Annotated in this window: 26 protein-coding genes; 7 read left to right on the top strand and 19 right to left on the bottom strand. The window is 72.3% G+C overall.

Translation table 11 applies throughout. From position 1 onward, the window contains the following. Positions 1 to 2: 2 nt before the first annotated feature. From ABZX61_RS12305 to ABZX61_RS12285, 5 genes are all read right to left on the bottom strand, one after another. Positions 3 to 908 carry a helix-turn-helix transcriptional regulator gene (locus ABZX61_RS12305; protein ID WP_350723406.1) on the bottom strand — a complete coding sequence of 302 codons (906 nt, stop codon included), beginning with the start codon at positions 906 to 908 and terminating at the stop codon, positions 3 to 5. 159 nt (positions 909 to 1,067) lie between these two features. Next, positions 1,068 to 2,708 carry a hypothetical protein gene (locus tag ABZX61_RS12300; protein WP_355193901.1) on the bottom strand — a complete coding sequence of 547 codons (1,641 nt, stop codon included), beginning with the start codon at positions 2,706 to 2,708 and terminating at the stop codon, positions 1,068 to 1,070. Continuing rightward, entirely contained in the window at positions 2,705 to 3,784 is a 1,080-nt protein-coding gene (locus tag ABZX61_RS12295; RefSeq protein WP_355193899.1) for a sialidase family protein, read from the bottom strand. The genes ABZX61_RS12300 and ABZX61_RS12295 overlap by 4 nt, the downstream gene beginning before the upstream one ends. A gap of 19 nt (positions 3,785 to 3,803) precedes the next feature. Beyond that, positions 3,804 to 4,688 (bottom strand): dihydrodipicolinate synthase family protein, encoded by an 885-nt coding sequence (locus ABZX61_RS12290; RefSeq protein WP_355193897.1) that lies wholly within the window; start codon positions 4,686 to 4,688, stop codon positions 3,804 to 3,806. Between the two features lie 129 nt (positions 4,689 to 4,817). Further along, on the bottom strand, positions 4,818 to 5,495 hold the full coding sequence (locus ABZX61_RS12285) for a GntR family transcriptional regulator (RefSeq protein WP_355193895.1): 678 nt from the start codon (positions 5,493 to 5,495) through the stop codon (positions 4,818 to 4,820). Between the two features lie 178 nt (positions 5,496 to 5,673). Between ABZX61_RS12285 and ABZX61_RS12280 the strand changes: the two genes are divergently transcribed. After that, positions 5,674 to 7,023, top strand: coding sequence for an MFS transporter (locus ABZX61_RS12280; protein WP_355193893.1), 1,350 nt, complete (start codon positions 5,674 to 5,676; stop codon positions 7,021 to 7,023). Here ABZX61_RS12280 and ABZX61_RS12275 read toward each other — a convergent pair whose 3' ends face one another. The 6 genes from ABZX61_RS12275 to ABZX61_RS12250 form a co-directional block, all read right to left on the bottom strand. Further along, the gene (locus tag ABZX61_RS12275) at positions 7,024 to 8,289 is read right to left on the bottom strand and encodes a cytochrome P450 (RefSeq protein WP_355193891.1); all 1,266 of its coding nucleotides are present in this window, start codon (positions 8,287 to 8,289) and stop codon (positions 7,024 to 7,026) included. It lies immediately after the preceding gene. After that, the gene (locus tag ABZX61_RS12270) at positions 8,286 to 8,894 is read right to left on the bottom strand and encodes an ATP/GTP-binding protein (RefSeq protein WP_350723419.1); all 609 of its coding nucleotides are present in this window, start codon (positions 8,892 to 8,894) and stop codon (positions 8,286 to 8,288) included. Before ABZX61_RS12270 ends, ABZX61_RS12275 begins: the two co-directional genes overlap by 4 nt. Then, a complete protein-coding gene (locus ABZX61_RS12265) occupies positions 8,875 to 9,231 on the bottom strand; it encodes a DUF742 domain-containing protein (protein WP_355193889.1) in 357 nt (118 codons plus the stop codon). The genes ABZX61_RS12270 and ABZX61_RS12265 overlap by 20 nt, the downstream gene beginning before the upstream one ends. Then, positions 9,228 to 9,662 (bottom strand): roadblock/LC7 domain-containing protein, encoded by a 435-nt coding sequence (locus ABZX61_RS12260; RefSeq protein WP_350723423.1) that lies wholly within the window; start codon positions 9,660 to 9,662, stop codon positions 9,228 to 9,230. The genes ABZX61_RS12265 and ABZX61_RS12260 overlap by 4 nt, the downstream gene beginning before the upstream one ends. A gap of 96 nt (positions 9,663 to 9,758) precedes the next feature. Continuing rightward, on the bottom strand, positions 9,759 to 11,324 hold the full coding sequence (locus ABZX61_RS12255; protein WP_350723424.1) for an ATP-binding protein: 1,566 nt from the start codon (positions 11,322 to 11,324) through the stop codon (positions 9,759 to 9,761). A 294-nt stretch (positions 11,325 to 11,618) separates the two neighbouring features. Next, complete coding sequence (locus ABZX61_RS12250; protein ID WP_355193886.1) at positions 11,619 to 12,731, bottom strand: sialidase family protein; 1,113 nt, start codon at positions 12,729 to 12,731, stop codon at positions 11,619 to 11,621. A gap of 119 nt (positions 12,732 to 12,850) precedes the next feature. On the opposite strand from ABZX61_RS12250, the gene ABZX61_RS12245 reads away from it, so the two are divergent. Next, positions 12,851 to 13,846, top strand: a complete 996-nt coding sequence (locus ABZX61_RS12245) for a helix-turn-helix transcriptional regulator (RefSeq protein ID WP_350723428.1) — start codon at positions 12,851 to 12,853, stop codon at positions 13,844 to 13,846. On the opposite strand, the gene ABZX61_RS12240 is transcribed toward ABZX61_RS12245, so the two are convergent. The 3 genes from ABZX61_RS12240 to ABZX61_RS12230 form a co-directional block, all read right to left on the bottom strand. Next, complete coding sequence (locus ABZX61_RS12240; RefSeq protein WP_355193884.1) at positions 13,843 to 15,231, bottom strand: AlkA N-terminal domain-containing protein; 1,389 nt, start codon at positions 15,229 to 15,231, stop codon at positions 13,843 to 13,845. The two genes, ABZX61_RS12245 and ABZX61_RS12240, sit on opposite strands and share 4 nt — an antisense overlap. Before the next feature lie 14 nt (positions 15,232 to 15,245). Further along, complete coding sequence (locus tag ABZX61_RS12235) at positions 15,246 to 15,869, bottom strand: alpha-ketoglutarate-dependent dioxygenase AlkB (RefSeq protein ID WP_355193882.1); 624 nt, start codon at positions 15,867 to 15,869, stop codon at positions 15,246 to 15,248. Between the two features lie 90 nt (positions 15,870 to 15,959). Next, the gene (locus ABZX61_RS12230; protein ID WP_355193880.1) at positions 15,960 to 16,838 is read right to left on the bottom strand and encodes an NAD(P)-dependent oxidoreductase; all 879 of its coding nucleotides are present in this window, start codon (positions 16,836 to 16,838) and stop codon (positions 15,960 to 15,962) included. Positions 16,839 to 16,971: 133 nt separating this feature from the next. On the opposite strand from ABZX61_RS12230, the gene ABZX61_RS12225 reads away from it, so the two are divergent. From ABZX61_RS12225 to ABZX61_RS12215, 3 genes are all read left to right on the top strand, one after another. Continuing rightward, complete coding sequence (locus ABZX61_RS12225; protein WP_355193878.1) at positions 16,972 to 18,366, top strand: PLP-dependent aminotransferase family protein; 1,395 nt, start codon at positions 16,972 to 16,974, stop codon at positions 18,364 to 18,366. Positions 18,367 to 18,430: 64 nt separating this feature from the next. Beyond that, complete coding sequence (locus ABZX61_RS12220) at positions 18,431 to 18,862, top strand: hypothetical protein (RefSeq protein ID WP_355193876.1); 432 nt, start codon at positions 18,431 to 18,433, stop codon at positions 18,860 to 18,862. Positions 18,863 to 18,902: 40 nt separating this feature from the next. Beyond that, on the top strand, positions 18,903 to 20,120 hold the full coding sequence (locus ABZX61_RS12215) for a crosslink repair DNA glycosylase YcaQ family protein (protein WP_355193874.1): 1,218 nt from the start codon (positions 18,903 to 18,905) through the stop codon (positions 20,118 to 20,120). A 57-nt stretch (positions 20,121 to 20,177) separates the two neighbouring features. On the opposite strand, the gene ABZX61_RS12210 is transcribed toward ABZX61_RS12215, so the two are convergent. Continuing rightward, positions 20,178 to 20,360: a hypothetical protein gene (locus ABZX61_RS12210; RefSeq protein WP_355193872.1), complete on the bottom strand. Its 183-nt coding sequence runs from the start codon at positions 20,358 to 20,360 to the stop codon at positions 20,178 to 20,180. Between the two features lie 97 nt (positions 20,361 to 20,457). Here ABZX61_RS12210 and ABZX61_RS12205 point away from each other — a divergent pair, with 97 nt between their 5' ends. Next, positions 20,458 to 21,267, top strand: coding sequence for an N-acetylmuramoyl-L-alanine amidase (locus ABZX61_RS12205; RefSeq protein WP_355193870.1), 810 nt, complete (start codon positions 20,458 to 20,460; stop codon positions 21,265 to 21,267). Positions 21,268 to 21,502: 235 nt separating this feature from the next. Here the strand turns inward: ABZX61_RS12205 and ABZX61_RS12200 are convergent, their stop codons facing one another. The 4 genes from ABZX61_RS12200 to ABZX61_RS12185 all read right to left on the bottom strand — a co-directional run bounded on the left by ABZX61_RS12200 (position 21,503) and on the right by ABZX61_RS12185 (position 25,844). Then, positions 21,503 to 22,924 (bottom strand): serine hydrolase domain-containing protein, encoded by a 1,422-nt coding sequence (locus ABZX61_RS12200; protein ID WP_355193868.1) that lies wholly within the window; start codon positions 22,922 to 22,924, stop codon positions 21,503 to 21,505. 11 nt (positions 22,925 to 22,935) lie between these two features. Further along, on the bottom strand, positions 22,936 to 24,378 hold the full coding sequence (locus ABZX61_RS12195; protein WP_355193866.1) for an MFS transporter: 1,443 nt from the start codon (positions 24,376 to 24,378) through the stop codon (positions 22,936 to 22,938). Between the two features lie 117 nt (positions 24,379 to 24,495). Continuing rightward, entirely contained in the window at positions 24,496 to 25,152 is a 657-nt protein-coding gene (locus ABZX61_RS12190) for an L-2-amino-thiazoline-4-carboxylic acid hydrolase (protein ID WP_355193864.1), read from the bottom strand. 167 nt (positions 25,153 to 25,319) lie between these two features. After that, positions 25,320 to 25,844: a hypothetical protein gene (locus ABZX61_RS12185; RefSeq protein WP_355193862.1), complete on the bottom strand. Its 525-nt coding sequence runs from the start codon at positions 25,842 to 25,844 to the stop codon at positions 25,320 to 25,322. Positions 25,845 to 25,940: 96 nt separating this feature from the next. On the opposite strand from ABZX61_RS12185, the gene ABZX61_RS12180 reads away from it, so the two are divergent. Beyond that, complete coding sequence (locus ABZX61_RS12180) at positions 25,941 to 26,612, top strand: TetR/AcrR family transcriptional regulator (protein ID WP_355193860.1); 672 nt, start codon at positions 25,941 to 25,943, stop codon at positions 26,610 to 26,612. Positions 26,613 to 26,738: the final 126 nt, after the last annotated feature.

Below are 26,738 nucleotides of genomic sequence, written 5' to 3'. Positions count from 1 at the left end.
GGTCAGAGCTCGGCGATGATCTCGCGCAGGAGCGCCGGGGTGGCGGTCGGGGGCGAGGCGTGCACGCCGAGCTCGTCCATCAGCCTCTGGTACGGCAGGACGTCTGCCCTCTTGGTGAGGTACTGGGCGTTGGTCAGCTGTTCGAGGTAGACGACGTCGTGCAGCTCGAACTGCGGGAAGCGCAGGATGGTGACGGGGCCGACGCCGCCCATGGCCCAGCCGCAGCCGAACGGGACCACCTGCACGGTGATGTGAGGCCGCGCGGCCATCCGGCCGAGGTGTTCGAGCTGGCCGCGCATGATCGCGGGGCTGCCGACCTGGTGCCGGAGCACCGCCTCGTCCAGCACCACCCAGAGCTTGCGTGACGTGGGCGGCTCGAGAATGAGCCGGCGGCGCATCCGTACCTCGACCCGGCGCTCGATCCGCTCCTCGGACTCGCCCTTGTTGCCCATGGTGAAGATCGCGCGGGCGTAGTCTTCGGTCTGCAGCAGGCCGGGCACGAACTGCATCTCGTGGACGCGGATCAGCGAGGCGTCCTGCTCCAGCCCCAGGTACGCCTCGAACCAGTCGGGGATCACGTCGCGGTAGTCGTGCCACCAGCTGGGCTCGTTGGCCTGCTTGGCCAGGGCGAGCAGGGCCGCGCGCTCGGCCTCGTCGGCGACGCCGTACATGATGAGCAGGTCGGAGACGTCACGCGGCTTGAAGCTCGTGCGCCCGCCCTCCATGCGGCTGATCTTGGAGTGTGAGCTGCGGATGGCGTAGCCGGCGTCCTCCCGGGAGATCCCGGCGGACTCGCGCAGCCGTCGCAATTGTGCACCCACGAGAATACGCAGCGCGGTCGGCCCGGAGTGGGCGGCATCACCACCGAGCGTTTCCGCCAGGTCACCCATGCCGTGAGCAGTCGACATCCATATCCTCAATCGGCAACTCGCCACAGTCCGGTCCCGCCGTCAATATTGCCACGGGAGTCGCGACAGAGCGGATATTTCCTTGTGTCACCGGAGGCGTGGTGCGGCGGCCCGGCTCGTCCGGGTGCGAGCGGGACCGCCCTCATGACCGGGTACGCCTCAGATGGCGACGTCCCCGCACACGTGCACCTCCACACCGAGCCGCTGGAAGAACGCCGCCTTCGCCACCAGCGCCTTGTCGGCCGTGGCGGCGTCGGGAGCGTAGGCGACCTGGACGTGATTGGCCTTGTGGCGGGCCATGAACTGGTCGCGGTCGACCCCGTGGTGCACGACGTGCGCGATCGGCCACTCGGGGTTGGTGGCCGCCCACCGCCGCTCGGTCTCCTCCTCCGGCAGCTCCACGACGGAGGCGCGGCCGAGGTCGAGCTGGAGCCGGGCCTCGGCGATGTAGAGCCGGGACCAGACGATCTCGCCCGGCTTGCTCACGCCCTTGATGGTGCCGCCGCCGGCGGGGAAGTACATCGGGTTCTGCCGCCAGCTCACCGCGCCCGCGTACCCGCCGGTCAGGTGGGACGGCGGCACGGAGCCGGAGATCTCGTAGACCCAGACGAAGTCGTCGCCGTACTGCTCGCCCCAGCGCACGTCGTGCAGCGTGGTCGCGGGGTCGAGGCCCATGGCGGTCCACACCCGGTTGGTCACCAGCGCGTCCACGGCCACGCCCTCGTCCGCCTCGTTGAAGTGCGGCAGCGGGGCGCCGTCGTAGAGCACGCGGGCGCCGTCGCGGCTGGTCACCGGCGGGCGTACGACGTTGTTGAGCAGGCCCTCCGCCAGGTCGGAGGCCGGGGTCAGGTCCTTCAGACCCTGCTGGTACTGGATCCCGACGGCGTCGAGGCCGAAGTCGTCGGCGATCCGCAGCGCGGCGACGTACATCTTGAGCTGCTCGCTCAGCTGCCGGTCGGTGAGCTCCGTGGCCTCGTCGGCGCCGGTGGCGAAGCGCATCCCGGCGGCGTCGAGCCACGCGCGCACGGCCGCCGCCTCGGCGTCCGGCACCTTGAGCATCTCGGCGTACAGGGCGCTCTGCGACAGCCGCTCCTTGTAGATCCCGAGGGGGTTGAGCAGCTCGTCGTCGATGATCGCGTTGTACATGCCCATGCAGCCCTCGTCGAACACGCCGATGATGGCCTTGTCGCGCAGCAGCTCCTCGGCCAGCGCGAGGCCGAGCCCGGACTCCGGGCCGGGCGGCAGCGGGGGCAGCGGGCGGACGTGCGAGGAGTCGTGCGCGATGTGGCCGGTCCGCACCCAGCTCGCGAGGCCGTCCAGGAAGTAGCGGTCGGTGAAGTCGACGGACCAGATCGTCGAGTACGCGCGGCCCATCTTGGTCAGGCCGGCGTTGAGCCCGAGCAGGCCGACCAGTCCGGGCCAGGTGCCGTCGAAGTTGGCGACGGTGAGGATCGGGCCCCGGTGGGTGCGGAGCCCGGCCAGCACGTGGTGGCTGTACTGCCACACGGCCTCGGCGACGATCAGCGGCGCGTCGGCGGGGATGGCCTTGAAGATCTCCAGGCCCATCCGCTGGCTGTCGATGAAGCCGTGCCCCTTGGCGGGATCCACCTCGTGCGCGCGGACCACCGTCCAGCCGAGGTCGTCGAAGGCCGCCGAGACGGCCTTCTCCAGGCTCTCCTGTGCGGCCCAGCCGGCGACGTTGGCCGACAGGCGCAGGTCTCCGCTGGCGATCAGGTACGCGGTGCGCGGCGCGACGGGCTGCTCCGCGCGGGGAACGGGCATACGGTACGGGCTGGTCATGGCGTCTTCTGCTCCAGATCTGCGAGGGGCAGCCGGGCGAGGACGATGCCCCTGCGCTGCCAGGTGTAGGTGACGAGGAGGTCGTCGGGGGTGACGACGGCGAAGGGATAGCTGTATTCGGCGACGCCGCTGGTCACGACGCCGTCGTCACCGGGCGCGAACCCCGGGGCGGCGGCGCCGGCCGGCGGCAGCCGGGGCACGGCCGGGTCTATGGAGAGCGCGCCGTCGTCCAGGGTCGGACCGGCGTGCCAGGTCAGCCCGTCGTCGTCCGACAGCGAGACGACGAGCGGGCAGCGGCTGCCCCACGACTCGGCGGCCGGGTTGTGCACGCAGGCCGCCCGCCCGGACGGCAGCGCGACCACCGTGAGGCCGCTGTTGTTGTTCGGCAGGCCCGTGGGCTCGGCGGGCGTCCAGGTGCGCCCGCCGTCGGGGGAGGTCGAGCGGTACGCCCGCCCCTCGGTGCTGCGCATCAACGCGACCGGGCCGCTCGTCCCCCACCACAGCGCGGGCTGGATGTGCCCGGCGCCGGTGAGCGCGTCGTGGTCCACGGGGATCGGGGTACGCGTCCAGCTCAGCCCGCCGTCGCCGGACACGTCCACGAACGGGTCCCACCGGGGCGGCTCGCCCCACCGCTCCGTCGAGCCGGGCGCCAGCCAGGGGCCACCGCCGGGAGCGAGCAGCGGCGGGTTCTTGACGGGGCCGCGGCCGCCGGACCGGTCTCCCGGGACGAGCTCGCGTACCGGCTCCCACGTGACGCCGCCGTCATGCGAGCGGGTGACCAGCGTGATCCACTCGGATATGCGCGCGCCGGCCTTGCAGAACAGCCACAGGGCGCCGTCGGGGCCGCTCGCCAGCACCGGATTCCAGTGGGCGACGTCCCGGCCCGTCTCCAGGGTGCGCACCTCGCCGCTCCGGGCGATGCGGATGCGGTTGTCGGGCGTGCCCTCCCTGGTGCCCGCGAACCACGCGACGACGGGAATGCCGTCCGCCACCGCGAGCGTGGACGCGTGGCACTGCGTCCAGCGGGGGTCGTCGACGGTCACGAACTCGCGGTGGATCCGCCCGGCCTCGCTCATCTGGTCACCCGCGCCGTGATCATCGTGCTTGGGCGGTCTCGGCCAGCCGCGCGATGCGCTGCCGCTGCTCCGGGCCGATCTCGGGGGCAGGCATGCGGAGGGCTCCCGTACCGCGGCCCAGGAGGCTCAGCGCCAGCTTGATGCCCTCCACGGTGCCGCCGAGCGCGGCCAGCACCTCGTCCACCCGAGCCTGCGTGGAACGTTCCGATTCGGCGTCCCCGGCGGCCACGGCGTCGGCGAGCCGCGCGAACGGGTCCGGGAAGGCCGACGAGAGACCCGAGACGACTCCGTTGCCGCCGCCGCGGACGACCTCGGCGAGCCTGGTGTCCGAGCCCGACCACAGCCCGGCCGAGGCGGGCAGCGCCGCGCGGTACTCGGCGAACCGGTCGGCGGCCAGACCGCTCAGCTTGGCCCCGGCCAGCCCGGTCTCGGCGGCCATCGCGGCGAAGTCCGCGGGCTCGACGACCACGCCGGAGCGCTCGCTGAACAGGTAGCCGTAGACGGCGGCCGGACCGGCCGCCGCCGTCACCGCGGCGAAGTGCCGCAGCACGGCGCCGCTGTCGGCGGGCAGGTAGTACGGGGTCAGCGTGGCCAGCCTGCGCGCCCCCATCGCGACGGCGTCGCGGGTCAGCGCCACCGCCTCCCGGGTGGCCGCGGCGCCGACGTGCACCACGACCCGCTCGGGGCCGAACACGGCCAGCGCGATCTCGGTCACCGCCCGGCGCTCGGCCCGGTCCAGCGCCGGGAACTCGCCGGTGGTGCCGCACACGAAGACACCGTCGACGCGGCTCGCGAGATCCGTGAAGTGCGCCTTGGCGGTGGCGTGGTCGAGCTCGCCCGCCTCGTCGAAGAAGGTCGGGACGGCGGAGAGGATCTCGGCGCGGCGCCGGGTGTTTTCTGGCATGGCAAGGCCTCGGTTCGTCAGTGGTTTTCGTTGTCGAGGCGCGGCGGGCCTCAGCTCGTTGAGGGATGGCAGGCGAAGGAGGGCCCCGGACCCCTTGGAAGGTCCGGCGCGGGCGGTGGGACGAGGAGGCTAGAGGGCGGGCTGGGTGCGCTCCCGCTCGATCAGCGTCGCGCGGATCCGGTCGCAGGAGCCGTCGAGGTGCGACACGAGCGCGACGAGCGCGGCGTCGACGTCGCCCGAGCGGACGACGTCCCGCAGGTCGGCGTGGTCCTGCGCGACGGGCACCAGGTCACGGGCGGTGTTGGTGATCTCCAGCACCGCCGCGAACAGCGGCCGGTGCAGCGCCCACGTGGCGGTGAGCCAGCGGTTGTCGCCGATCACGTAGAAGCCGCTGTGGAAGTCGAGGTCCGCGGCGGCGAACTTGGCGGCGTCGCGGTCGTCCGCGGCGGCCCGCATCTGCTCGACGGCCTCGTCGATCGAGGTCCAGTCGGCGGCGTCGAGGCGGGCGATGGTCTCCTTGATGGCCAGGCTCTCCAGAGCGCCGCGCAGCGAGTAAAGCTCCTGGAGATCTTTGTCGGACAACCCCCGGACGAAGACCCCCCGCTTGCGCGTCTCGACCAGCCCTTCGATCTCCAGCTGGCGAAGCGCGTCGCGGACCGGCCCGCGACTCACCCCGAACTGCTCCGCGATCCGGCCCTCGACCAGGTGCGTCCCCACGATCAGCTCGCCACGCACGATGAGCGAGCGGAGCTGGATGAGCAACTGATCACCGAGCGGTGGATTGCGCAGCGGATTGGTGATCGCCACCAGCTCTCCTCTCGTCTTCCCGCCCGAAGGTTCTTCGCCGAACGGAGACTATCCCGCACAACTCCATACGGTCAACGTTAACGGATGACCGTTGACGGTTAACCGTCTTCCAAGTAATAGTGTGCGACAACTGAACCACTGCGGAAACATCGAAGCCGCCAGCAGAAAGGGAGGCGCCATGGTCGCGACCCTTCCGAAGCCCGATCTTCGCTACACCTGGAAGGTCACGGCATCCAGCTTCCTCGGCAACACGCTGGAGTACTACGACTTCCTCGTCTACGGGACGGCGGCCGCCGTCGTCTTCCCCAAAGTCTTCTTCCCCGACGCCAGCGGCTTCGTGGCCACGCTGTCCGCCTTCGGCACGTTCGCCGTCGGCTTCCTCGCCAGACCCCTGGGCGGCCTCTTCTTCGGCAGCCGGGGCGACCGGCACGGCCGCAAGTCCACCCTGATGGTCACGCTCGTCGTGATGGGCCTCAGCACCATCCTCATCGGCCTGCTGCCGAGCTACGGGACGATCGGGATGTGGGCCCCGATCCTGCTGGTGGTGCTGCGGCTGATGCAGGGGTTCGCGGTCGGCGGTGAGTGGGGCGGCTCCATGATCATCGTATTGGAGTCAGCGCCGCCGAACCGCCGCGGCTTCTTCAGCGCCTGGCCCAACACCGGCGGCTTCTCCGCGCAGATCCTCATCACCGGGGTCTTCGCCTACATCTACACGCTCCCCAACGATCAGTTGCTGAGCTGGGGATGGCGGATCCCGTTCCTGCTGTCGGCCGTCGTCCTCATCGTGACGTTCTGGATGCGGCGCAGCCTGCACGAGACCCCCGTCTTCACCAAGGCCGTGGCCGGTGACAAGGAGGGTGAGGCGGGCGCGGTGGAGGCCGAGCGTCCCAAGCACGGCCCGATCCGTACGATCTTCGTGGACGACTGGCGCAACCTGCTGCTGATCGTCGGCCTGCGCTTCGCCGAGGCGCTGCCGTACTTCCTGCTCACGGTGTTCGCGCTGTCCTACGGCAGCAGCGCGCTCGGCCTGGAGAAGAGCCAGCTGAACAACGCGATCCTCATCGCCGCCGTGCTCTCCTTCATCAGCCACGGCATCTTCTCCGCGATCTCCGACAGGATCGGGCGGCGGCCGGTCTACTTCTTCGGCGCGGTCGTGGTGTTCGTGATGGCGTTCCCGTTCTTCGCGATGCTGCACAGCGGGTCGATGGTGCTGATCGTGCTCGGTTACGTGCTGGTGCTGAACCTCGGGCACAACGCCATCAACGCCATCCAGCCCGCGTTCTTCGCCGAGCTGTTCCCCGCCGAGCGCCGCTACACCGGCGCCGCGGCCGGCCGCGAGATCGCCTCCATCTTCGCGGGCGGCCTGACCCCGTTCATCGCCACCGCCCTGGCCGGCGCGGACGGCGCCCGCTGGCCGCTGGTCGCCGGGTACGTCATGCTCGGCGCCCTGATCACCATGTTCGCGGTGTGGAAGGCGCCGGAGTCCTTCCGCCGCGACCTCAGCGCCACGGGCAAGACCGTCCGCTGATCACATCCTCCAGTCCTCGACCGGCCCCTGACCGACGGGGCCGGTCGGGCTGAACCCGACGGGCAGGGCCTCCAGGCCGCGCATCCACACCGACGCCCGCCAGCGCAGCTCCTCCGGCTCCCCGAGGAGGTGAACGTCGGGCAGCCGGTCCAGCAGCACCTCGATGGCCGTCTTGACGATGATCTCCCCGAGCTCCGGCGCGGGGAACGGGCAGCCGTACTCGCCGTGGCTGAACGACATGTGCGCCCGGTTGGCGCCCGAATGGGCGTGCGCGGCCGGCCGCACCTGCGGATCGGCGTTGGCCGCCGCGAACCCGAGCAGCAGCAGGTCGCCCCGGCGCACGCGCTTCCCGCCCAGGTCGCAGTCCCGTACGGCAAAGCGCGAGGGCATGTTCTGCACGGGCGGGTCCATCCACAGCACCCTGATCAGCGCCTCGCCGACGCTGCTGCGCCCGCCCTGGAGCGTCATCGAGAAGTCGTCGTCGATCAGCATGAGCCGCAGCGTGTTGCCGATCCAGTTGGCGGTGGCGGCGTGGGAGGCCGCTATCAGCACCAGCAGGTCCTGGATGATCTCCAGCTCGGACAGCCCGGCCGGGTGCGCCAGCAGGTAAGAAGTGAGGTCGTGCCCCGGCCGGTCGCGCTTGGCGGCCATCAGCCCGCCCATGCGGTCCTGGACGCGGAGGAACCCGGCGAAGGACTCCTCGCCGCCGTCCAGCATGAAGCCCAGGTCCTCGATCAGCTCCGGCAGCTCGGACTCCGCCAGGCCGTAGAGCCGGGCGATGACCTGGGCCGGGGTCCGGTAGGCGTACTGGGCGATCAGGTCGGCCCGGCCGTACCCGGCGAACTCGTCGAGCAGGAGGTCGGCGACCTGCTCGCAGATCGCGGTCAGCTCGGTGCGGTCGATGGTGTCCAGCGCGTCGCCGATGGCGCCGCCGCGCCGCTTGCGCTCGGCGCCCTCGGTGAACATCAGGGACGGCGTCCACTCCAGGTACGCCCGCGACGGCCAGTCCCCGGGGATCCGGTCCTTCAGGTTCCAGCGCCTGGGGTCGCGGCCGAAGAGCTGCGGCTGGCTGGTCACGTGGTGCAGTTCGCGGTAGCCGGCCACGAGCCAGGCCGGTACGTCGTCGTCGAGCAGGATCGGCACGATCGGGCCGTGCTTGCGGCGCATCTCCTCGTACACCGCGGCCGGGTCGGCGAAGACCTCGGGCCCGTACATCCGCATGGCGTCGGCGTGGCCGGTGTAGCCCTCCAGCAGTGGGTTGGTCACGACGTGCTCTCCGGGGCCGAACGGGCGTTCATACGGGTGATGTGCTCCACGAGCGTGATGAGCACGTGCTTGGACGAGGACCTCTTCCGCGCGTCGCACTCGATGAGCGGCACGTCGGGCGACAGCGCGAGCGCGTCGCGCACGGCATCCAGCGAGGGCCCGTCGGCGAAGCGGTTGACGGCCACGACGAACGGCATCCGGTGGTGCTCAAGCCGGTCGATGGAGTACCACGAGTCCTCCACGCGCCTGGTGTCCACCAGGACGACCGCGCCCAGGCTGCCCGCGAAGAGCTGATCCCACACGAACCAGAAGCGCTCCTGCCCCGGCGCCCCGAACAGGTACAGGACCTTGTCCGGCGTCACCGTGATCCGGCCGAAGTCGAATGCCACCGTGGTGGTGGTCTTCTCCCGCACCCGGCTGGCGTCGTCGATGCCCACGCTGGCCTGGGTCATGACCTCCTCGGTGCTCAGCGGGCGGATCTCGCTCACCGAGCCGACCATGGTCGTCTTGCCCACGCCGAAGCCGCCGACGACCACGATCTTCAGTGCGTCCAGGGCGGTTTCGCGGAGCGGTGTACGTACGTCGTCAGAGGTCTTGGAGGGCACTGAGCACCTGCCTCAGAGTTTCGGGATCCGGCCGCCCGAACTGGAGGGCGGCCGACGGGTGACGGACGGTGATGCGGCCGGTGTCCAGCAGGTCGCGCAGCAGGATCTTCACCACGCTCACCGGCAGCCGCAGCTCGGCGGAGATCTCCACCACCGCCGTCGGCTGCCGGGTCAGCTGGAGGATCCTGACGTGCTCCGACTGCATGCCGGGGGCCGGCTCGCACTCGCTGACGATCAGGGAGACCGAGTCGAACGCGGTCTCGTCGGCGCGGGTGCGGCCGCCGGTGACCGTGTAGAGCCGGTCCGGGTTCTCCCGGTCGATCGGGCGCGGCGTCATGGGCGATCGACGCCTGGCTGCGCTCTCCGCGGCGCCGCGGAGAGGAAGACGCCGATCTGCTCGACCATCTCGTTCATGTTGTGCGCGATCAGGCCCACGTCGCCGTCCTCGTCGGCCACCACGGCGAGGTGGGCGCCCTCGCCGGCCGGCACGATGAGCAGCAGCCCGCCGGCGAACTCCACCATCGCCTGCCCCGCGCCGATGCCGTCGCCGAACTCGGCGGAGGCGCTCAGCGACAGGCTCTGGATGCCCGCGGCCAGGGCCGCGAGCTGGTCGGCGCGGTCCCGCTCCAGGCCGGCGGTGACGCACATCTTCAGTCCGTCCCTGGTCAGGACGAGGACGTACCTGACCCCGGGGGTCTTCTCCTTGAGGTTCTCAAGCAGCCAGTCGAGCTCGCGATCGGTGGTGCCTGCAGCGTCGATAGTGCTCATCGAAACGACGGGGCGGGCGTCCGGCGCGGGCGCCGGAGGGGCCGCCCCTGCCTCCTTACTGTGATCCGATAAGTTCCGGTGACCGACGGCGCGTGCTCACGCATCGTCCGCGGCTGGAGCAGTGGCCGGGGATTCGGCCGGCGGAGACGTTGTCCGGTTGCGGCCGCCCGCCTGGCGGAACGCGGCGAACCTGGCCGCCGAGTCGCGCCCCTCGCGCGCCACCGGCCGGGCCGCCGGCGCCTGCCGCGCCTTCATCGCCTCGGCCAGCGTCTGCCCGCGCTGCCGCCTGGGCAGCAGCTCCTCGCCGGTCGGATGCTCCTCCGCGGGCACGGACTCCGTGGGCGGCGCGGCCTGCGCGGGCACGGCCGGCGGCTGCGCGGCAGCCGTACTGGGCTGCGTGATCAGTACGCGCGGGATCAGCACCACGACCCCGGTGCCGCCGCGGGCCGACGGCCGGAAGCTCACCGTGAGGCCGTACTTGTCGACCAGGCGCCCCACCACCGCGAGGCCCAGCCTGGTGCCGGAGAGCGTGCGCAGGTCGAGCGGCTCGGACACGAGCTTGGTCGCGTGGTGCCGCTCGCGCGGCCGCATGCCGAGGCCGCTGTCGTCGATCGTGATCACCACGCCGGCGTCCTCCTCGTCCGCGTACACGTGCACCTCCGTGCCGTGCGCCGAGAACGTGGCGGCGTTGTCCATCAGCTCGGCCAGCGTGTGCATCACGCCTTCCGCGGCGTACCCGGCCACGGCGACGGTGCTGGTGGAGTGGAGCCGGATGCGGCGGTAGGCGCCGATGCGGCCCATGGCACCGCGCAGGATGCTCTCCATGACGATCGGCCGCGTCCACCGCCGCCCGGACCGGCCGCCGCTCAGCAGGGCGATGTTGTCGGCCAGGCGGCTGAGCTGGGAGACCCGGTGGTCGAGGTCGAGCAGGTCGCTGAGGATCTCCTCGTGCTCGCCGTACTGCTCCTCCAGGCCGCGCAGCTGGGCGAGCAGGCTGGTCGCCTGGGCCTGCACCCGGGCCGCGGCGCCGGCGCAGGCGGCCATGACCGCGGCGCCCCCGCGCTCGCTCTCGCCGAGCTGCTCCGCCGTCTCGCCGAGCAGGTCACGCAGCGGGCCGTACGCGGGCTGGCCCACTTCGGCCAGTGCCGCGCGGACCGACATCCGGTCCGTCCGGATCCGCCGTACGAGCTCCGGCATCGTCTCGGCGGACAGCCGCGAGATCTCGTCCTCCATCGCCTGGCGGGCCGCGCGGGCGTTGGTCTCCGCCACCGCGCGTGCCTTCTGGGCGGCGGCGCGGTCGCGCTGGAGCAGGTCCAGCTCGCTGCCGATCGCCTGGACGAGCGGCTGCACCGAGGTCTCCACGATCCGCGACACGCTGGCGAGCGCGTCGGCGAGCGGCACGCCCTCGCGTACCTGGCGTCCGAGCGCCGGCAGCGCCTCCTCGGCCACCCGCGCGTTCTCGCGGCGCAGCCACATATAGCGCGCCTCCGCCCACCTGGCCTGCTCGCGCAGCTGGCGGGCGGTGGCGGCGTAGTGCACGGCCGCGCCGGCGGCGCCGGCCAGCAGCAGGGCCGAGCCTCCGCCGACGGCCGCCATCAGCCCCATGGCGCCGGCCGGGGCGGCCAGGATCGCCCACAGCCACAGACCGGCGGTGACGATCAACGTGCCCAGAGAGGCAGTGACCGCCAGCTCCTTCGGAGAGAGCCTTCGCTGTGTCGTCCGTTGAGGTACGTCTGCTTGCATGTTCTGGGAGTCCTCAGAGCGGGGGGTGGTGTGCCCTTTTCACGCATGCGATCGGGAACGGCACACACCGTAGCACCACGGGTATCTCAAGAACAGACAAGCGCTCCTTAACCATTCGCTTCAGCAGCAACCGGGACAAGACAGCGTGGTGTCCCGCACGTGGCCTGGATCTTTGAGAGGACAGGGGTGGCGTCGGCGGGGTGGGGCGGGTCGCTAGACCTCCTCGGCGACACCCAGGTACATCACTCCGGGGTTCGACGGGTTGAACGCGATGGAGGTGACCCGGTCGTAGGCGTTGTGGTTGACGGTGACCTGGTTCCGGCGGGCGTCGTACTTGTAGATGTCGGTGCCGGTCGCCGCCCATCCCGTGCCGAAGTCGAAGTACAGCACCCCCGGGTCCGTCGGGTGGGGCGCGAGCAGCGGGCCGTTGGCGAGGGTGACCCCGTCGCCGTGGTCCACGACCGGGGCGAAGCGCCGGCCCCCGTCGAACGAGCGGTAGATGTGCCGCCCGCCGGACGGCGCGCCCCCGTCGGCCTCCCCGATGTCGAGGCCCATCGCGTACACGACGTTGGGGGCGGCCGGGGAGATCGCGGCGCTGAACACGTTGACCTTGCCGCCGTTCTTGCTCAGGCCGGTGGAGGCGGTCCAGGTCCGGCCGCCGTCGAAGGTGACGCGGGCGCCGGTGTCGGAGCCGCCCACCACCACGTGGTTCAGGTCGTACGGGTCGAACACCGCCGTGTAGACCAGCACGAGATCGCCCTGCGCCCAGGCGGGCGCCCCGACGGTCCGCCAGGTGCGCCCGCCGTCCCGCGACTCGTGGAGCTGCCCGCGGCCGTCGGAGACCCGCAGGCGGTCGCCGCGGTAGCGGTCGACGCCGAGCCCGGCCACCTCGCCGGCGGGTGAGGTGAGCTGGGTGACGGCGCCGGACGTGGCGAGGGTGAGGTTGCCGTCGCGGTCCCAGGCGTAGGCCCGGCCGCCGCGGGCCGCGACCAGCTCGGTGTTCCTGCCGTTCACCTTGCCGACCGTCGCCCAGGTGCAGCCCGCGTCCTGCGAGGTCAGCAGCGCGTTGTTCGACATGGCGAGCAGTTCGTCAGGACGGTCGAGGGCGACGAGCCCGGTGGTGTAGACGACCGGCCGCAGCACCTGGCTGGTCGGCGCGATCGTCCTGCCGTCGTTGCGCGTGTACGTCACCGAGCCGTCGCCGTTGACGGTCCCGCAGGCCGGCTGACGCCAGCGGCCGAAGGGCTCGTCGTCCGCGGCGGCGGGCCCGGCGGCCGACAGGACCACAAGCGCGGTCGCGACTCCGATGGTGAATGCCTTCTTCAACACTGCCTCCCCGAACAGGCCGGACTTACGGATCCGTCCTATCGGGCACGGGAGTGCCCGGGCTAGGCCGACGAAGGGCGGATTTGTGACATGGCAGGTATCTGACACAATTGCCGATCATGGACACGGACGAGAACGCACTCGCCGCCGTCGGGGTGGACGCCGAGGACGAGCGGATCTACCGCGACCTGCTGCGCCGGCCCCGCGCCACGCTGCCCGAGCTGGCCGCGCACACCGGCCGCACCACGGTGGCCCTGCGCCGCGCCTGCTCCCGGCTGGAGGCGCTGGGCCTGGTCAGCCGCATGGCGGGCCGTCCGGTCCGGTTCCTGCCGACCCGGCCCGACGTCGCGGTGGCCGCCCTGATCTCGCGCCGGGAGGAAGGGCTGGCCCAGGCGCGGCTGGCCGCCCTCGCGCTGCTCGCCGAGACGCCGCGTACGGAGAACCAGGCCCCCGAGGAGCTGGTCGAGGTCGTGCAGGGCCAGGCGGCGGTGGTGCAGCGGTTCACGCAACTGCAGCAGACCGCGACCGAGGAGCTCCTGGTGCTGGACCGGCCGCCGTACGCGCAGGACCCCGGCCAGCAGAACGTCGCCGAGATGGACCGCCTCGCGCACGGCCTCCTGGTGCGCGGCATCTACGACGCCGCGGCCCTGGAGATCCCCGGCAAGCTGCGCCTCGCCCAGGAGGCCGTGGCCGCCGGAGAGCAGGCCAGGATCAGCCCTGAGGTCCCCATGAAGCTGGCCATCGCCGACCGGAAGACCGCCATCCTGCCGCTGAGCACGGCCGCGACCTCGCACGCCGACAGCGCGGTCATCGTGCACTCCTCGACGTTGCTCGACGCGCTGGTCACGCTGTTCGAGGTCCTGTGGCGGTCGGCGCTGCCGCTGCCCGCCAAGCCGCTCGCGACGCTCCCCTCCGGCCCGGCCGAGCTGCCCGACCCGGAGCTGTTCACGCTGCTCGCCGCCGGGCTCAAGGACGAGGCGGTCGCGCGCCAGCTCGGCGTGAGCCTGCGGACCGTGCATCGGCGGGTCAGCGAGCTGATGGACCGGCTCGGCGCGCGCACCCGCTTCCAGGCCGGGCTGCTCGCCGCCCGCCGCGGCTGGTGGGGCGCGGACTAGCGGGGGGTGGGGCGCAGGCTTGCGGGGTGGGGCGCGAGCTCGCGGGGGTGGGGCGCGAGCTGGAGGGCGTCGCCGTGGGCCATCAGGTGGGCCGTTGCCAGCGAGCTCCAGGGGCGCCACCGTTCCAGGCAGGCGGCGGGGTCGAGGCCGAGATCGTCGAGTGCGGCGCGGAGAGAGGGGTCGGCCAGGGGGAACGCGTCGGGGTGCCCGAGCCGGAAGGCCAGGTCGTGGCGTAGGTCGCGATCCGCGTACGGCAGGGCCGCCATCGTGTCCGGGCCCGTGCCGTGACCGAGCGCTTCGTGCTCACCGGCCACGTCGGCCGCGAGCGCCCCGACCACGGACGCCTCCGTCGCGATCGCGGTCGCCTCCGGGAAGGTGTGCGTGAGGCCGCCCGGCAGCCCGGGCACCCTCGTCCCCAGCGTGGCCACGAGCGCCCCGAGCCGGTCCGCCGTCTCCCCCGGTGTCCTGCCGCGCCCGAGCACGGCCCGTACCCCGACTTCCAGAGCGCTCCAGGCCCCCGGCACGACGAGCCCCGGGCGGGCCCGTACCAGCGGTCCGAGCACCGGATCGGCCGACAGCGCCGCCACCCCCGCCCCGTGGTCGGCCTCCACGCCGAGCAGCCGCGTGACCTGCCCCACCACGTGGATCAGCCCCTCCCAGTACGGCAGGTGGGCCCGCAGCAGCAGGTGTCCCTCGCCGCCCGGCGACACCTCCAGCACCCCGGGCGCACCGTCCACCGTGATCGTGCGCCGATAGGTGTCGCCGTCCACCTCCTCGACCCCCGGCACGGCCCGTACGGCGAGGAAGTCCCGCACGGCGGCCCAGTCGTAGCCGGGCACGAACGGCAGCCGCAGCACCAGCCCGCCGTCGGCCACCAGCCGGTCGGCGCGCCGCCGCCGCTCGCGCAGGTCGGACGGCGCGGCGCGGAACACCTCCCGCATGATCCGGTTGAACTGCCGCAGGCTCCCGAACCCCGAGGCGAAGGCCACGTCGAGCACCGTCAGCTCGGAGTCGTCCAGGAGCCGCCGGGCGAAGTGCGCCCGCCGCGAACGCGCGAGCTGGTCGGGCGTCGCGCCCAGATACCTGAGGAACAGCCGGCGCAGGTGCCGCGGCGACATGCCGATGCGCGCCGCCAGCGCCGCCTCGGTGCCGCCGTCCAGCACGCCGTCGATGATCAGCTGCCACGCCCGGCAGACCAGCTCGGGCGCGCCGGCCTCGATCGAGGCCGCCACCCGGTACGGCCGGCAGCGCAGGCACGCCCGGAACCCCGCGGCCTCGGCGGCGGCCGGGTGCTCGTACGTGCGCGTGTTGCGGAGCAACGGCTTGGCTCCGCAACCAGGCCGGCAGTAGATGCCGGTGGTGACGACGGCGGAGTACGTGGTCATGTCCTAGATGTACGTCATGCGCGCGTGGCCTGGAGGCGGCTGGAGAAGTTGACGCTGATCCGGACCCCGGCCGGAGCCGTCTGCTTGGGCACGCAGTGCCGCCAGTCGCGCTGGCAGCGCCCGCCCATCACCACCAGATCCCCACCGGCCGGCGTCAGCGCGACGCTGCGCCCGCCGGTCCTCGGCTTGAGCAGAAACCGCCGGGTCGCCCCGAGGCTGAGCACCGGGACCACGCACTCGTCGCGCCTGCACGTCTGCCAGTCGCCGTGCCACCCGGTGCTGTCGCGGTGGTCGCGGTAGAGGTTCACCCAGAGCCCGTCGTACGGGACGCCGTAATGCTCCGACAGCGCGGCGGTGATCGCGAGGAGCAGGGGCTCGGGCACCTCGGCCAGGTCGGTGTACTCGGCGGTGAGCCGCGGTTCGACGTACTTCTTGTCGAACATCCAGCGGTCGCGCTGCTCCCAGCCGGCCTTCTCCAGCAGCGAGTCGAGCAGGTGCCGGCTGCCGCGCAGCCAGCCGGGGACGTGCTCGACCCATGAGGTGGCGTCGAGCCGGATGCGGCGCGCGCCAGCGAACGTGGGATCGAACCCCGGCTCCTCCACGGCCGGGTCCGTCTCCAGGAAGAGCGGCGGTTGCAAGGTGGACCTCCCGATGTCGCGTACCCGGAACATGGTGCGCGCGAGACCGGGGGCGAGTCCGGCCACATCCGGACAACGCGAGGTCAGCCTCTAGCTCCCGAACCCGGTGCGCCAGGTGGCATGCCGCGGCCGCCACCCGAGCGAGCGGGCGAGGCCGTTGTCGGCGCCGCGCTGCCAGCCGGCCCGCCCGTCGGTGGGAGCGGGGGCGGGAGCCCCGACGGCGGCGGCCAGCGCGGGCAGCCACTCGCGGGCGGGCGCGGGCTCGTCGTCCACGATGTTGACGGTCCCGCTCGGCCAGCGCAGCGCGGCGACGGTCGCCTCGGCCGCGTCCTCGACGTGCACGAACGAGCTGACCGCGGCGTCGGCGGCCAGGCCGCTGAGGAAGACCGAGGCCGGGTCGTCGGTGGGGCCGCCGTTGCGCAGCACGTCCGCCACGAGGCCGCCGGGCCGGTACCACGTGCCGGGTCCGTAGAAGAGGCCGTAGCGCAGCACGACGTGCTCGTCCAGCTCCGCGACGGCCTCTTCGAGCGCCCGGACGCCGCCGACCACGCCCGAGCGCGGCGCGGGCGCGGTCACGTCCAGTGGCGTGTCCTCCGTGGCCGGGGCGTCGCCCGCCTCGTACGCCCAGGCGATGGACTGGGCGACGATGCGGCGCACGCCGGCCCGCTTGGCGGCGTCGACCAGGTTGCGGGTGCCGATCCTGCGGATGCGGCCGTTGTCGGCGGGGGTGCCGCCGTTCAGCGCGGTCAGCTGGTGGACGATCGCGTCGGGCGCGGCCTCGGCCACCGCGCGGGCGACCGCCTCGGCGTCGAAGACGTCCAGCCGTACGGCGCCGGCGCCCTGGGCGCGCAGCCGGTCGAGGCCGGAGTCGCTACGGGAGCTGCCCGTGACGCGGTGACCGGCCTCGACCAGCAGGGGGACGAGGTAACGGCCGATGGCGCCGGCGGCACCGGCGACGAAGACGTGCATGCGGAGGTTTCCTTGCGTTGGGCGGCGTGGGCGGCGTGGGCGGTCGGGCGGATCGACGCTCGCACGGCCAGGCTAGGAGACAACTGTCCCAGTATTATGGTCCAGTCATCGGCCGGAAAATTGGACCATTCACATGACCGACGCGCTCGGGCCCGAGCTCCTGCTGGAGCTGCCCGGCTGGGGTTCTCGTGGCAGGGCGCTGGAGGAGGCGCTGCGGTCCGCGATCCGCGGCGGGCGGCTCGTGGCCGGCACGCGCCTGCCGTCGAGCCGCGATCTCGCCTCCCAGCTGGGGCTGTCGCGGGGGACGGTGACGCAGGCGTACGAGCAGCTGGTGGCCGAGGGCTGGCTGACGGCGCGGCAGGGCTCGGGCACCCGCGTGGCGGCGGGCACCGCGGAGGCCCCGGCTCGTTCCGGGAGGTCGGCGGGCTCGGCAGAGGCCGCGTCGGGGCGCTACGACCTGCGGCCCGGGCGGCCGGACGCGTACGCGTTCCCCCGCGAGGCGTGGGCCCGGGCGATGCGGCACGTCCTGCGGGAGGCGCCGACCGAGGTGTTCGGGTTCGGTGACCCGCGGGGGCGCATCGAGCTGCGCACGGCGCTGGCGTCGTATCTCGGCCGGACCCGCGGCGTCCGGGTCGATCCCGCGAACCTGATCGTCTGCTCCGGGTACACGCAGGCGCTCGGCCTGCTCGCGGAGGTCTTCACCGAGCTGGGCGTGCGTACGGCGGGCATGGAGGACCCGGCCATCGGCGACCACGTCCGCCTCCTGGCCGGCCGGCTGCGCGTCGCCGCCGTCCCCGTGGACGCGGCGGGCCTGCGCGTGGACGCGCTGCGCGACTCGGGCGCCGAGGTGGCCGTCTGCACGCCGGCGCACCAGTTCCCGCTGGGTGTGAGCATGGCGCCGGAGCGCCGCTCCGAGCTGCTGGAATGGGCGGACGACAGCCTCGGCTGGATCGTCGAGGACGACTACGACGGCGAGTTTCGCTATGACCGGCATCCGATCGCCGCGCTCCAGTCGCGCCGCCCGTCCAGGATCGTGTACGCGGGCTCGACCAGCAAGACCATCGGCCCCGCCGTCCGGCTGGGCTGGATCGCCTGCCCACCGCTGCTGCTGGAGCCGCTCACGGAGGCCAAGCGGCGGGCGCGCGAGACCCGGCCCCTGGAGCAGCTGGCCCTCGCGCGCATGATCGAGCTGGGCGACTACGACCGCCACCTGCGCACGATGCGCCGCGGCTACCAGCGGCGCCGGGACACGCTGGTCGCCGCCGTGCGATCCGGCCTGCCGGACGTCCGGGTACGCGGCATCGACGCCGGCCTGCACGCCCTGCTCGAACTGCCCTCCGCGCCGTCGGAGCGGGCCATCGTGGAGGCGGCGCGGGCGACCTCGGTCGACGTGCACCCGCTGGGCGAGTACATGCGCGGCGACCGCGACCGGCACCCGCCGTCGCTGGTCGTCGGGTACGCCACGCCGCCGGCCCACTCCTACCCCGCCGCGCTCGACGCGCTGATCCGCGGCCTGCGCCGGCTCTGACCGGAACCCCGCGTTCGCCTGACTCGTTTTCTCATCAAACGGGGTTCCCGGGGGAAAGGCGGACATGGTCACGAGTGAGCGGCGGCTGAGAAGGCGCGCCCGCCGGCAGGCGGTCAGGTTCGTGTCGGTGCCTCCGGAGAAGCGCCGGCGCCTGACCCAGCGGCAGCGCCGACGGATGGCGCACCAGGCCAGGGCGGACGCCGCGCAGCGCCGCTCGGTGTGGCGGGAGTGGGGACCGGTCACGGCGATCACGCTGGTCGTCTTCGAGCTGATCTACTTCTTCCTGGTCGCCGACATGATCGGGGGGACGAGCGTCGCCGGTGTGATCGTGACGGGCGCCATCGGCTGCGTCACGGTCTGCTCCAGATTCGTGCAGGAATATACGACGTCGAACAGCGCCGATTCCAGGGCCGTTCCGTTCCTCGTCGTGGCCGTGGTCTCGGTGGCCGTGACGCTGCTCGCCGTGGGCGCCGAGACGCTGTCGAAGATGCTCTGAACCCGTCTCGTACGAACGTGTTTTCGAGTAAACTGCCGGCATGCCGAACCCGCTGGCCCTCAGCCTGGAGAGCGCGCGACGCCTGGCGGTGACGTGCCAGCACCTGGCCGGCCCGCGCCCCGGCGGCGGCCTCGACGGGCTGCGGCAGGTGCTGCGCACGCTGCGGTGCCTGCAGCTCGACCCGATCGACGCGGTGGCCCGCAGCCACTTCCTGGTGCTCTGGAGCAGGCTCGGCGGCTACGACCGCGCCGACCTCGACACGCTGCTGTGGCAGGAGCGCTGGCTCTTCGAATACTGGGCGCACGCCGCGTCGATCGTGCTGGCGGAGGACTATCCGATCCACCACGTCATGATGCGCGGCTACGCGACGGGCGAGTCCCCGCACGCGCAGCGGGTGCGCGGCTGGATGGAGGCCAACGACGGGCTGCGGCAGCACGTCCTCGACCGCTTACGCACGGCCGGACCGCTGCCTCCGGGGGCGTTCGACGACCTCACGAGCGTGCCCTGGCAGTCGAGCGGGTGGACCAACGGCCGCAGCGTCGAGCGGATGCTCGACTTCCTGTGGTTCCAGGGCAACATCATGGTGGCCGGCCGGGCGGGCCGCACCCGCCACTGGGACCTGGCCGAGCGCTGGCTGCCCGCCTGGGCCGACGCCACGCCGCTGCCCCGGCGGGAGGCGGTGTCACTGGCGGCCGAGCACGCGCTGCGCGCCCTCGGCGTGGCCCGCGTGGCCGACATCGAGCGCCACTTCATCCGCGACCGCTATCCCGAGCTCCCCGAGGTCCTGGACGAGCTCCAGCGCTCCGGCCGCGTGGTGCCCGCCGAGGTCGAGGGCGGCACCGAGCGCTGGCACGTGCACCGTGACGTCCTCGGGCTGCTGGAGCGCGAGTGGCAGTCGCGCACCACGCTGCTGTCGCCGTTCGACAACCTCATCTGCGATCGGGCGCGCACCGAGCGGCTGTGGGGCTTCGAGTTCCGTACGGAGATGTACGTGCCCAAGCACAAGCGGCTCTACGGCTACTACATCATGCCGATCCTGCACGGCGAGCGGCTCATCGGGCGACTGGTGCCCCGCTTCGACCGGCGCAAGCAGGTGCTGGAGATCGAGGGCCTGTTCCCGGAGCCCGGCCTCCCGGGCGACGAGGTCTCCGTCCGGGCCGTCGGGGCGGCGGTGACCGAGCTGGCCGCGTTCACGGGGGCTCGCGAGGTCGCCTACGCGGCCACCGTACCGGCGCCCTGGCGGGCCGTCTCGGGCTGAGCTGGGGCATCGCGCATCCCCCGTTCGATTCCCTCGATCGCGGGCAAGTAGGGCATGCTAAAGATCCGTCAGCATCCGCTCTCGCATCACCAGGAAAGCCGTAGTCATCCACCCCGTCACCGCCCGCAGCACCCGGCGATGGATCCGCACAGGACGTCTGACCAGCAACGACGTCTCCCAGCCCATCGCCCGCGCGACGGTGCCGTGTCGCCCCGAAACCCCGCTCAGCGCGGCGATCACGCCTTTACCCTGCTGTGATCACATATAGCAATCTCATGACTACTTTTCGTTAATCGGCGGTTGCGAGACTCATCGAAAAGCTTGAGGGAGGTCCCCTATGCCGTACCTGACCCAGCTGGCCGACGTCGCCCGCCGCACAGGATTCCCCGTGACCGAAGTGGCCGGGTGGCAGACCCGCGGCCACGGCCCGCAGCCCCAGGTGCAGGGCGTCGTGTGCCACCACACCGCGGGCCCCGCCGGCGGCGGCGACTACCCGTCGCTCGCGGTGGTCCGCGACGGCCGCCCCGGCCTCGACGGGCCGCTGTCCCAGTTCGGGCTCGGGAGATCCGGCCACATCTACGTCATCGCCGCCGGGCGTTGCTGGCACAACGCCCCTTCGACGTCGACGATGCACACCAACTCCGCGTCCCTCGGCATCGAGGCCGAGAACGACGGCACCCAGCCCTGGCCCGACGTCCAGAAGGACGCGTACATCCGGCTGTGCGCGGAGCTGTGCCGCGAGTTCGGGCTGCCCGCCTCGCGCGTGAAGGCGCACCGGGAGGTCAACACCTCCAAGCCTGACCCGCACTCCATCGACATGAACGACTTCCGGGCGGCCGTCGCCGCCCTCATCCAAGGCGCCCCCGCGCCTGACCCATCGTCCTGGACGGAGGAGATCGTGAAGCAACTGCCTATGGTCCGGCCGGGTGACGACAGCTTTGACGTCAAGACCGTCAGAGGCTGCCTGTTCGCCCGGGGCCGAGTTCCCGTGTCCGCTTACGCGCAGGTGGGGCTGGAGGACTGGCTCAAGTCCACCCGCTGCGACCCGGGGCTGGTCGAGCTGGTCCGCGGCTTCCAGCAGGCGGAGGGCATCGGCGCGGACGGCGTCGTCGGCCCGAAGACCTGGCCGTCCCTGCTCCGCGTCTGACCCCACGACGCCCCTGCCCCCACCCAACGGTCCGGGCCCCAACGGCAAACGGCCTGACGGCATGAGGCCCGGCGGCGAGCGACCCCGCAGCAAGCGACCCCGTGGCGGGCGGGTCGATGGCGGGCGGGTCGATGGCAGGCGGCCCAACGCCGGTGGCTCAGCGGCAAGGAGCCCCGGTGGCGGGCTGCTCGACGCCAGGCAGTGCCGTCGGTCGGCTGGGTGCGCCCGCCGTCGGTCAGCCGGACACCTTTGGCGTGGCGCGCATCCCGACGTAGCACACCGGGGTCCCGTCGGGCAGGGTCGAGAAGACGACGGGCATGTAGTCCTCGCTGAACGAAGCCCCGATGCCCGAGGCCGCGAACACCGTCTCCGAGACCGGGGTCAGATCGGCCTCCAGCGGCGGCGACAGGTCCTTCATGCCGTCGACGAACTCGTACCGGATCCGGCTCGGGCTGATCGTGATGACGACGCCCTCGCGTTTGTACGTGCCCACGAACGGCGCCATGTCCACCGTGATCGGCTGCGCCGGCGGGCCGAACGCGTCCGGCATGCGTACCCCGGCCAGCTCGGCCAGCAGCTCGCGGAACAGGGCGGCGTACACCTGCCGGGCCCCGCCCCCGTTGGTCATGAGCGCGACGGCCACGCCGGCCTGCGGAACGACGCGCAGGTAGGCGTACTGGCCGATGGCGGCGCCGTCGTGGCCGTAGCCGAAGATGCCGTCCCAGTCGTAGAGAGTCCAGCCCAGGCCCCAGCCGTCCGCGCTGACGGTCCACTTGTCCGGGACGTCCACCTCGCGCCGCTGCATGGCCGCCACCGCGTCCGCGGGCATCACGCGTGTGCCGTCGGGGGCCAGGCCACCGGCCAGGTGCATCTGAGCGAAGCGGACGAGGTCGCCGGACGAGGTGATGATCCGCCCGTACGGGCCGGCCGAGCGCGGCATCATGTCCCAGACGGGCGCCGGGTCGGGGTCCTGGCCCGGCTCCCCCAGGTGGCTCATCGCCGCGCGGAACCGCAGCGCCTCCTCCGGCAGCGTCATGGAGCGTTCGAGCCCGAGCGGCGTGAACACCAGGTCCCGCAGCGCCTCGTCCCAGGTCTTGCCGGTCAGCACCTCGACGAGGCGGCCGAGCACGACGTAGCCGAGGCCGCCGTAGGAGACGGCCGTGCCGGGCCGGCAGTCCAGGGCCACGCCCCGGGCCGCCTCGACGTACTTGGCCAGGCAGTCGTCGCCCCGGCCCGAGTCGTGATTGAAGTCGTTGGTGACCCCGCCGGTGTGGCTGAGCAGCTGCCGGACGGTGATCACCTTGGTGGCCTCCTCGTCGGGAGTGGCGAACTCCGGCAGCACGTCCACCACCCGGGCGTCCAGGTCCAGCCGGCCCTCACCGACGAGCCGCATGACCAGCGTCGCGGTGTGGACCTTGGCGATCGAGCCGGACAGGAACACCGAGTCGGGGGTCGTCGGCACGCCGGTCGCGCGGTTCAGCACGCCGGTGGCCAGCTCGTGGATGTTCCCGCCGGTCAGCACGGCCAGGGTGGCGCCGGGCACGTGGTGGGCGGCGCACAGCTCGTCGAGCCGCCGCTGCCAGTGCTCGACGTAGAAGCCGCGGCCGGTCGAGTCCAGCGTGCCCCAGTCACCGGTGGCGTTCCAGTTCAGGTTCATGATCATTCTCCTTAGATCGAGGCGGTCTTCTTGGGCATCACCAGCAGGGCCAGTACGGCGGCCGCCACCACGCCGGCGGCGCTGATGAGGAAGGCGGACGACATGGCCGTGGTGAAGGCGTCGCGGGCGGCGGCCGCGATCCCGGCGTCGCCGAGGCCGAGCGCGCTCCCGATCGAGAGGCGGGCCGCCGCCGGCGCGGTCGCGGGCATGGCCGCGGTGTAGGCGCTGGCGAGCACGCTGCCCAGGACGGCGATGCCGAGGGCGGCGCCGGCCTGCTGGATGGTGTCGTTCAGTGCCGAGCCGACGCCGGCGTGCTCGGCCGGGATCGTGCCCATGAGGGCGGAGACAGCGGCGGGCATGGCCAAGCCGCCGCCGGCTCCCATGAGGAGCAGCGAAACGGCCGCGGTGGCCAGGCCGCTCGACGTGTCGAGGGTGCTCAGCAGCGCGAATCCGCCGGCGCTCACGGCGAACCCGGTGACGATCAGCCGACGGTTGCCGATCCGCGCGCCGAGGGTCGCGCCGAGGGTGTTGCAGGCCAGGGAGGCGACGGCCATCGGGATGAAGGCCAGGCCCGACTCGGTGGGCGTGTAGCCGAGGACGTACTGCAGGTACTGGGTGAGCACCAGCAGCAGGCCGCCGTTGCCGATCTGGACCAGGGTGAGCGAGAAGCTGCCGCCGCTGAAGGTGCGGTTGCGGAACAGGCGGAGCGGGACCATGGGGTGCGGCGTACGCAGCTCCCAGATCACGAACCCGGCGAGCCCGACGACCGCCACGGCCAGCGCCGGCACGGACAGGCCGTGCGGCAGCTCGATGATCGTCCAGACCAGCGCCGACATGCCGGCCACCGACAGCACGGCGCCGATCGGGTCCGGCTTGGTCTGCGGACCCTTGGACTCGGGCATGAGCACCAGCGAGGCGACGATGGCCAGCGCCGCGATCGGCACGTTGATCAGGAAGACGGCGCCCCACCAGAACCAGGCGATCAGCGCGCCGCCCAGCACCGGCCCGCCGACCAGGCCGACCATGGCGACCGCGCTCCAGGCGGCCATCGCCTTGCGCCTCTCCTGCTCGTCGAACACGGTGATCAGGATCGACAGGGTGCTCGGCATGATGAGCGCGCCGCCGATGCCCATCACCGTGCGGGCGGCGATCAGCGTCACCGGATCGGCGGCGTAGGCGGCCGCCAGCGAGGCCACCCCGAACAGGGCCAGCCCGATGACCATGACCCTGCGCCTGCCGAACCGGTCGGACAGGCTGCCCGCCGTCAGCAGCAACCCGGCGAAGACCAGGATGTACGAGTCCAGGATCCACTGGATGTCCTGCGCGCTCGCCCCCAGGTCGGCGGTCAGCGGCGGGATCGCCACCGAGAGCACCATGTTGTCGATCACCAGCACGAGCGTGCTGAGACACAGCACCACCAGGATCAGCCAGCGGCGCGAATCACGTGCTTGCATCAGACTCTCCCAGACCGCGAGTACGTCGTCCTCGTTATGCGAACACTGTACGCACAAGGGAGTGGCGTACGCAAGCGAGGCGGGCCCGCGTCCGGACGCGGGCCCGCCCCTACCGGGTCAGCCCTGGTTGCGGGTGAAGTGGAACGGGCAGTGGCTGCCGCCCAGGCCGATGGTGGTGCGGCGCTCGAATGCGAAGCCGTGCCTGCCAGGCTCGATGGCCTCGATCCAGTTGGCGTCGAACGCGCACATGACCGGGGTCAGCTCGGGAGCCCCGTTGGCGGTCAGCACGTCGTGGTAGAAGCACCGGCGGACGTCGACGTGGTAGCGCCGGTCGTCGTCGGCCGGCCGGTCGAAGACGAACCCCTTGCCGAACGCGTGCTCCTCGCGCGACCTGGACACCGCCACCATGGCCAGGAAGGGGTCGGGAGCGGTGTCCAGCATGGCCAGGGTGCCCTGCCGGGTGGCCTCGCCGAGCGGCTCGACGAACGCCGCGCGCACGGCGTCGATCGTCGCCGGCCGGCCCAGCCTGGGCAGCAGCAGCTCGTAAGCGGCCACGAGGGCCAGGGTCATGCGCAGGTTGTGGCGGGCGGGCTCGTCGACGATCAGGTGCCGGTTCGCCGCTTCGAGCTCCTCGTGACGTGCCCGCATGGCGGCGACGAGATCGCCGTGCTCGCGGGCGAGATGGTCGTAGAAGCCGTCGAGGAGGAGGGCGGTGTCGCCATCGGGGTCGGGAACGTATTCGCCGCCGGAGAGCCCGAACTGGTCGGTGGACATTGCGGTCCTTTCGGTACGGTGCTCGGTCCGTACACGGCCGCGATCTCTCCCGGAGGCGTGACTGGCCGTGCTCGCGACCGAGCGAGCACGCCAGCGCGCTCCACCGACCTACCAGGCGCTGACAAGCTTGAGTTGATGTTGTCCCGGCCAGTCTAGCGATTGATCGTTCAGGCGAGCGCCTCGGCCAGCGCGACCACGCCTCCGACGGCCAGCCCCACGACCACGACCAACGGGCTGCCCTTGAGTGCCTCGACCGCGTGGAAGCCCAGGTCGCGGTACTCGGGCATGCCCTCGGTGCCCGGCAGCACCAGGAGCCCGGGCCGCAGCCCCACGAGCACGATCCAGTCGAGCACCACCAGGTCGAACAGCGACAGCGTGGCGAACATGACCGCCCCGGCCACCGCCGCCGCCGCGAACCCCAGGTCCGAGCCCAGCGCCGACCGCAGGTGCAGAATCGCCCCCGCCATGAGCGGCAGGCAGCACCCGCCCCAGAAGATCACCCCGAACCACAACGCCACCCGCCGGCCCCGCTCGCTCTTGGGCCTGCCGTAGCGCTCCTGGACGGCCTCCGGGTAGTCGTTGAGCAGGAAATCCCTGCTCAACGCCGCCCCGGCGAACACCCCGGCAGTGAAGAGCACGCTCATCACCAGCCCGTAGGCGAGCGCGTAACCGACAACGAGGGACCAATCCATGCCGCTCCTCCTTGGTCAGGCTCACCTAAGTCTGGGAGGTCTGGCGGCTTAAAGTCAACGCTGTGTGAAGTTCAAGCGCCTGGCTAGCATGTTCCCGTGCAAGAACGGCGCAGGCGTCCCGAATCGCGGAAGGGCAGACCCACCCTGACCAGGGAGCGCATCGCCCGCGCCGCCCTGCGGATCCTCGGCGCGTCCGGTCCGGCCGAGCTGACCATGCGCAACGTCGCCGCCGAGCTCGAGGTCTCGCCGCGGGCCCTGTACAACTACGTGGCCGACCGGGACGACCTGCTGCGCGAGGTGATGGCCGTCTGCCAGGCCGACCGGCCGCGGCCGCGCCTGGACCCGGCGCGCTGGCGGGAGAGCCTGGGCGACTACTGCAGGGAGCTGCGGGGCTGGTACCGCTCGCACCGCGGCATGCTGGCCCTGGCCCACACGGAGGACCTCACCTACCTGGTGGCGCCCGGCCATCTGCGTGCCGACGACGCGCTCGTGGGCTTCTTCCTGGACATCGGGCTGGCGCCGCAGGACGCGTACCGGGCCTGGACGATCACCGTCCTGCAGATCGCCGGGTTCGCCGAGGTCTGGGACTCCTGGCACGACCATCCGCCGGCCGGCGCCGACCCGGCGAGCTGGACGGGGCTGCCGGCGTCGGCGGAGCTGCCGCACCTGCGGCGCCTGGCCGGGGAGGCCGCGGCGGAGCCGCCCGACGAGCTGTTCGAATCGGTGATCGCCATGCTGACGTCGGGCATCGCGGCGATGGCCGGCTAGATTTTTCCGGCTGTTCCGCCCGGGGCGCGACCGTCGCGGCCTGCGGCGATAAGGCGGGCGTCAGGGTGCGCCGGGCACCGAGATCTTGGGCTTAAGCAGGACTTACTCGCCGTTCGTCACGCTGGT

Origin of the sequence: Nonomuraea sp. NPDC003709 (assembly GCF_040610775.1) — a bacterium.
Lineage (GTDB): Bacteria > Actinomycetota > Actinomycetes > Streptosporangiales > Streptosporangiaceae > Nonomuraea > Nonomuraea angiospora_A.
The sequence above is the reverse complement of the archived record's forward strand: the minus strand, read 5'-3'. Positions and strand labels throughout refer to the sequence as shown.